This window comes from Anabaena sp. 54, from assembly GCF_017355725.1.
Taxonomy (GTDB): Bacteria; Cyanobacteriota; Cyanobacteriia; order Cyanobacteriales; family Nostocaceae; genus Dolichospermum; species Dolichospermum heterosporum.
Genome location: NZ_JAAVWA010000003.1, coordinates 343046 through 350007, shown reverse-complemented (window position 1 = coordinate 350007; position 6962 = coordinate 343046). Strand labels below are relative to the sequence as shown.

6 protein-coding genes are annotated in these 6962 nt (G+C 39.4%); all 6 read left to right on the top strand.

Going from position 1 to position 6962, the window contains the following annotated elements:
- The first annotated feature begins 106 nt into the window (after positions 1-106).
- Positions 107-1792 (top strand): AarF/ABC1/UbiB kinase family protein, encoded by a 1686-nt coding sequence (locus HEQ36_RS06200; protein ID WP_168634917.1) that lies wholly within the window; start codon positions 107-109, stop codon positions 1790-1792.
- A 21-nt stretch (positions 1793-1813) separates the two neighbouring features.
- Positions 1814-2542, top strand: a complete 729-nt coding sequence (locus HEQ36_RS06195; RefSeq protein ID WP_168634916.1) for a Stp1/IreP family PP2C-type Ser/Thr phosphatase — start codon at positions 1814-1816, stop codon at positions 2540-2542.
- A gap of 780 nt (positions 2543-3322) precedes the next feature.
- Positions 3323-3520 (top strand): NblA/ycf18 family protein, encoded by a 198-nt coding sequence (locus HEQ36_RS06190; protein WP_027402129.1) that lies wholly within the window; start codon positions 3323-3325, stop codon positions 3518-3520.
- A gap of 464 nt (positions 3521-3984) precedes the next feature.
- Positions 3985-4863, top strand: coding sequence for a protein kinase (locus HEQ36_RS06185; protein ID WP_168634915.1), 879 nt, complete (start codon positions 3985-3987; stop codon positions 4861-4863).
- Positions 4767-5432 carry a formylglycine-generating enzyme family protein gene (locus HEQ36_RS06180; RefSeq protein ID WP_168635501.1) on the top strand — a complete coding sequence of 222 codons (666 nt, stop codon included), beginning with the start codon at positions 4767-4769 and terminating at the stop codon, positions 5430-5432. Before HEQ36_RS06185 ends, HEQ36_RS06180 begins: the two co-directional genes overlap by 97 nt.
- A gap of 688 nt (positions 5433-6120) precedes the next feature.
- Positions 6121-6954, top strand: a complete 834-nt coding sequence (locus HEQ36_RS06175) for a DUF4351 domain-containing protein (RefSeq protein ID WP_168634914.1) — start codon at positions 6121-6123, stop codon at positions 6952-6954.
- Positions 6955-6962: the final 8 nt, after the last annotated feature.

The window sequence follows — 6962 nt, the reverse complement described above, 5'->3', positions numbered from 1 at the left end:
TCCCCTACCTCCCCTACCTCCCCTACCTCCCCTACCTCCCCTACCTCCCCTACCTCCCCTACCTCCCCTACCTCCCTCCGCAACAACCCGACGGTATAAGAAAAATATGGAACAAGGTTACTCAGACAAAGCATACCGTTGGAATCGGGAAGAATACTCTAGCAAACGCCGCTTTGTGGATATTTGGTCTTTTGTCTTGACCTTGATGTTCAAAATTTGGCGCTATAACAAAGCTTGGAGTTACTCCGGTGGTGTAACAGAATCTAAGCAAGCAGCTAGACGCAAAGCCCAAGCAATCTGGATTAGAACCACGTTTTTAGATTTGGGTCCGACTTTTATTAAGATTGGACAATTGTTTTCAACTCGTGCGGATATTTTCTCTGCTGAATATGTGGAGGAGTTATCTAAGTTACAAGATAGAGTCCCAGCATTTAGTTATGAACAGGTAGAAGGAATTATTGAGCAGGAATTAGGTAAGACTGTTCCCACACTTTTCCAAGATTTTGAACCTGTTCCCCTCGCTGCTGCTAGTTTGGGTCAAGTCCACAAGGCCACCTTGTATACTGGTGAGTCCGTAGTTGTCAAAGTCCAACGTCCAGGACTCAAAAAGCTGTTTGAAATTGATTTAGGCATTCTTAAAGGTATTGCCCGCTATTTTCAAAATCATCCTAAATGGGGACGCGGCAGAGATTGGATGGGTATATATGAAGAATGTTGTCGCATTCTCTGGGAAGAAATTGATTATCTGAATGAAGGACGCAATGCCGATACTTTCCGCCGGAATTTCCGCCCTTATGATTGGGTAAAAGTACCGAGAGTTTATTGGCGTTATGCTACTTCTAGAGTAATTACTTTGGAGTATGTGCCGGGGATTAAAGTTAGTCAGTATGATGCTTTAGATGCTGCGGGTGTAGATAGAAAAGCGATCGCTCGCTATGGCGCACAAGCCTATCTCCATCAACTGCTCAATAATGGTTTCTTCCACGCTGACCCCCACCCTGGTAATCTGGCAGTTAGTCCCGACGGCGCTTTGATTTTCTACGACTTCGGGATGATGGGAACAATTAAATCCAATGTCCGCGAAGGATTAATGGAAACCTTATTTGGTATCGCTCAAAAAGACGGCGATCGTGTGGTAAAATCTCTAGTTGATTTAGGAGCGATCGCCCCAGTTGATGACATGGGACCTGTCCGTCGTTCAGTCCAGTTTATGCTGGATCACTTCATGGATAAGCCCTTTGAAAACCAATCGGTGGCAGCTATCAGTGAAGACTTGTATGAACTCGCTTATGATCAACCATTTAGATTTCCAGCCACTTTTACCTTCGTCATGCGTGCCTTTTCTACCCTGGAAGGAGTCGGTAAAGGTCTAGATCCAGAATTTAACTTTATGGAAGTTGCCCAGCCTTATGCAATGCAGCTTATGACAGATAACAGTAGTTCTGAGGGGAATAGCTTCTTGAATGAATTAAGTCGTCAAGCAGTCCAAGTTAGTAGCACTGCTTTAGGATTACCACGGAGATTAGAAGATACCCTAGATAAAATAGAACGTGGGGATATCCGGCTGCGAGTTCGCTCCGTCGAAACTGAACGCCTGATCCGGCGGCAGAGTAATATACAACTGGCAATAAGTTATGCTCTTATTATCAGTGGTTTTACAATTGCTGGTACAATTCTCCTAGTTAGCCATTATGTCTGGTTAGCAAGCTTTATTGGTTTAATTGCCGCATCAGTTTCATTCATGCTGATTCGGTTGCTTTTACGCCTCGACCGTTATGATCGGATGTATTAATTAATTGTTCACGAAAAATCTATGAAACTTGAATCTACCGGTTGTACAGATCGGGGGCGTATTCGTGCTTATAATCAAGATTCCTACTATATTGATCCCGCAGGGCGATTCTTTATAGTCGCTGACGGGATGGGTGGTCATGCAGGAGGAGAAGAGGCTAGTCGCATCGCTACTGCCGAAATTTGTGCATATCTAGAGCAAAATTGGCAATCCCCCGAATCTTCCTCAAAACTCCTAGAACAAGCTTTATCCACTGCAAATAAAGCCATAGTTCAAGATCAGCAAAATCATCCTGAACGTGCTGATATGGGAACGACAGCCGTAGTAGTAGTTATCCGTCCATCTGAGTTACCTGTATGCGGTCATGTTGGTGATTCCCGTCTCTACCGTCTGCGAGAATCACAATTAGAACAAATTACAGAAGACCATACATGGATTGCCAAAGCCATGAAAATCGGTGATATTACTCTTGATGAAGCTAGGGTTCATCCCTATCGTCATGTTTTATCCAGTTGTTTAGGTAGGGAAGACCTGAATCAGATTGATATTCAGCAACTAACTCTGGAAAATGGCGATCGCCTACTCCTCTGTAGTGATGGACTCACAGAAGAACTCATAGATCAGAAAATCTTTAAATACATCAACGACGCACCCAATTTAGAAAAAGCTGCTCACACCCTAGTTGAAGCCGCCAAAGAACAAGGTGGACACGATAATATTACCGTTGTCCTTGTGTCCGTAAAAGCCTAATTTTCCAGTCTCCCCTCGTTCCCATACTCTGTATGGGAATGAACTCCAGAAGGCTCTGCCTTCAACAACAGATTTAGGCAGAGCCTCTGTGATAGCATTCCCAGTCAGAGACTGGGAACGAGATGAACCCTTCCCCCTTGCCTAACTAAAAAAGTAAATATACTTAACAATTTGTTCAAATTGAGCATTTTTTATATTAACAATTTGATAAAAATATTTTTAATCTCCAAAAATTACAACAGGAGCTTAAATTTCTATAATTTCCACAATTGACATATTGCACCTTGTAGTCTGTCTTAAATAAATAGCAAATAAGCGGTTAAGACATCAGATAATCAAAATCAGTGCCAAGCATAAAACTTGCCTGTGTCCTGATTTCTCACCCATAACCTCTAAATAGCAACCAACCCATAACTACTGTAATTTAAAGAATCTCCACCAAAATCAAACCATCCAACTTGCACAAATCCGCTCTCTGCGGAGTTGATTCTTGTATCAATAGATTCAATACCAGCACATACCTCGGAAAAATAAATTCAAAAAGATGGGCAAATTGTCAAAGACTTGTTATCTTTCTTAATATAGAGAAACAAATGTTAAGCAAAATCTAGCCCAAGGATTACCTCTTCGGACTTTTATGTAATTCAACAGATTGCAAATAAAGGAACTAAGGAATTTAAATAACAAGCAACAGCCTGTTTTACCTTTAAATACTGACTTCCAACTTTTCAATTCTGTTATCAATTTCGACTTTAAACCTTGTTTGTTTTGGAGTTCATTATGAATCAACGAACTGAACTATCTTTGGAACAGCAATTTAGCATTCGCTCCTTTGCTACACAAGTCCAACACATGAGCCACGAACAAGCTCAGGATTTTTTGGTCAAACTTTATGAGCAAATGGTCGTCCGTGAAGCAACTTACCAAGAAATGCTCAAACACCAATGGGGTCTAGAATCAGATCCCAATATGGCATAGGGTTACGAATGAGTAACTTCTCCTGTATCGCAGTGGGCGACCTCCTTCTCTTGCTCGTTTCCAGACAGGAAAAAAGCTGGGGATGCTGGGGCGTTAACTTCGATTACTACTACAGCATAGTGTAAATAGGTTGACACTCCCCGGTCCAAAGACGCGGGGATTCTATAGAGAGTTTCCCTTATAAGAATTTTAGATTTTAGATTTTAGATTTTAGATGAAAAAAATTTGGTATAAGAGGTTGTTTGAAAAGTATTAGATGAAACCGATAATCTCCAGAAACCTAACCCCCCTTCCCCCCTTCCCTACCTCTCCCTAGCCCTCTCCTTAAAGGCTACGGTGTACCACAAGTGGTATCTGCAAGGGTTGATGATGTATTTCATTTAAGTGCATACCGCTATATCAGGAAGGGACAGAAAATTACTTATGTTGTATGATAAAGGTTATACAGTCATCTGCCACAGATTATGATCTGCTGTTTAAACCCGGATTGTTCCCAAGCTATCAACCCTGATCATAACAAGTTCTGTCAAAGTTGCAGAACCCCGTTAATACCATTATTAATCAATCGCTTTCGAGTATTGCGGGTGCTTTCTGCTGAAGGTGGTTTTGGGAGAACCTATTTAGCGGAAGATAGCCAGAAACTCAATGAAACTTGTGTAATCAAGCAACTTGCACCTAAACAGTCAGGAACTTACGCTTTAAAAAAAGCCACAGAATTATTTATTGAAGAAGCTAAACGCTTACAAGATTTAGGAGAACACCCGCAAATAACAATGCTGTTTGCTTATTTTGAAGATAATGGTTTTCTCTATTTAGTACAACAGTTTATTAAAGGGGATAATTTATTAGATGAATTAAAACAAAAGGGTAAATATAACGAAAATCAAATTCGGGAATTATTACTAGATTTATTACCATCTTTAAAGTTTATTCATGAGCGCCAGGTTATTCATCGGGATATTAAACCACAGAATATCATGCGCCGAGCCAGTGATCGTAAGTTGGTATTAATTGATTTTGGGGCATCGAAACAATTAACTACCACAGTTCACACCCAAATAGGAACACGAATAGGTACTCATGGTTATAGTCCACTGGAACAAATTCAGCTTGGTGAAGCTTATCGAGCCAGTGATTTATTTGCTTTAGGTGCAACTTGTTTTCATCTTTTAACAGGGGTTCATCCTTTTAATTTATGGACAAGAAATGGTTTTAGTTGGGTGAATAATTGGCAACAACATTTATCATGGGTTCACCGGAAAACGAAGCAAGAAGGAATTCAACCGAAAGTCCCCAACATCAAGTTACTGTTCCTAGTTTCTTCATGGGAAAATATCAATTGACACAGGCACAATATCAAGCTATCATGGGTGGTAACCCTTCTGCATTCAAAGGCAATAATCGCCCAGTTGAACGAGTCAGTTGGAATGATGCAGTTAAATTCTGTGAAAAGTTAAGTCAAAAAACAGGAAAAAACTATAAATTACCCAGTGAAGCTGAATGGGAGTATGCTTGTAGAGCCGGAACTACTACACCGTTTTATTTTGGTGAAAGCATAACCACTGATTTGGTAAACTATGATGGTAATTACACCTATGTTTCTGCACCAGAAGGCAAAAACCGTCAACAAACCACAGATGTAGGTTCTTTTCCCCCTAACGCTTCTGGTTTGTATGATATGCACGGTAATGTGTGGGAATGGTGTTTGGATGATTATATAGATAATTATAGTGATGCGCCTAGAGACGGTATTGCTTTGACAGGACGAAGCGATGTAAAACTGCTGCGCGATGGTTCGTGGTTCAACGGTCTTGCTAATTGCCGTTCTGCTTTTCGCTACCCCTACACTCTCGACTTCGGCAACGACATTGTTGGTTTTCGGGTTGTGTGTAGTGGTGCGGCGAGGACTTAGTAGCCCTTTACACTCTTGCTCTTTTGCTCTTTTCTTTTCTTTCTCTTTTCCCTTCTTAACCCCCGCCGTTAGGCGGAAAAATAAAATTTTTTCTTTCGACAGTAAAGCAGATTGTGGTGTCTTTGCTTAGGATAGCACACATTTTTTAAATTGTCAGAATCAGGATATCCGGTTACTGAGCGAAGTCGAAGTACAGGATTTAAGGATTTACAGGATGTTATTGATAAATTGCTGGTTTTCCTTTGCGTCTTTGCGTGAAAATGAATATTCAATATTGTCAGAATCAGGATTTCCAGGATTTGAGGATTTACAGGATGTTATTGATAAATTGCTGGTTTTCCTTTGCGTCTTTGCGTGAAAATGAATATTCAATATTGTCAGAATCAGGATATCCAGGATTTAAGGATTTACAGGATGTTATTGATAAATTGCTGGTTTTCCTTTGCGTCTTTGCGCGAAACTGAATATTGTCTGAATCAGGATTTTTGTAATATCCATATCCCTATCCCTAAATTATTTTAAATGAATTGAGTATTTATAATTTTTATTTTGAAAATTTTATGTTGAAAATCGTATATATTAACATTAATCATAAACTCTTAAACCCTAAAAACACAACTCAAACAAACATCCTGGAAATCCTTAAATCCTGGATATCCTGATTCTGACAATTTAATTTTATAACCTCATGAGTTTTGACAACGTTTGTAAACTACTAGCAGAAAAATATCCCTTTGATTTTGCTAAATGGTTACTTCCCCAAGCACCAAAAACCATCAAAGTCTTAAAAACCGAATTGAGTATAGAACCAATTCGCGCTGATTTTGTCACCTTCTTACAAACAGAAAATCGGATTTTACATATTGAATTTCAAACCAACCCACAATCTAAACCTCCAATTCCTTTTAGAGAGTTAGACTATTCAGTGAGATTAATCCGTACATATCAAGTTCCTGTAACCCAAGTAGTGATTTTCCTGCAAGAAACAAATGATCCAATTGTTTTTACTGAAGAATATATTAACGAAACAACACGACACCGTTATCGTGTAATCAGAATGTGGGAACAAGATTCAGCTTTATTTCTCAATAATCTGGCATTATTACCATTAGCACCATTAACACAGACAAATTCACCTCAAAGCCTATTATCCCAGATTGCCAATAATGTTGCTAAAATTGCAGATAGGGAGACTAAACAGAATATTGCCGCTTACACAGAGATTTTAGCAGGTTTGCGATTTGAGAAAGACTTTATTCGTCAATTGTTAAGTGAGGATATTATGCAAGAATCAGTCATTTATCAGGACATTTTGCAGAAGGGAGAAAGAATTGGAGAACAAAGAGGAGAAGTTAAATTTTGTCTACGTTTACTTAATCAACGGTTTGGGGAAATTGATTCTTTAATAGTTGAAAAAGTCAAAGGTTTACCTGTTGAACAGTTAGAAAATTTAGGTGCTGCGTTGTTTAATATTTCTGAAGTTGCTGATTTAGTAACTTGGTTAAATCAACAAGATCATTAGAAATAATA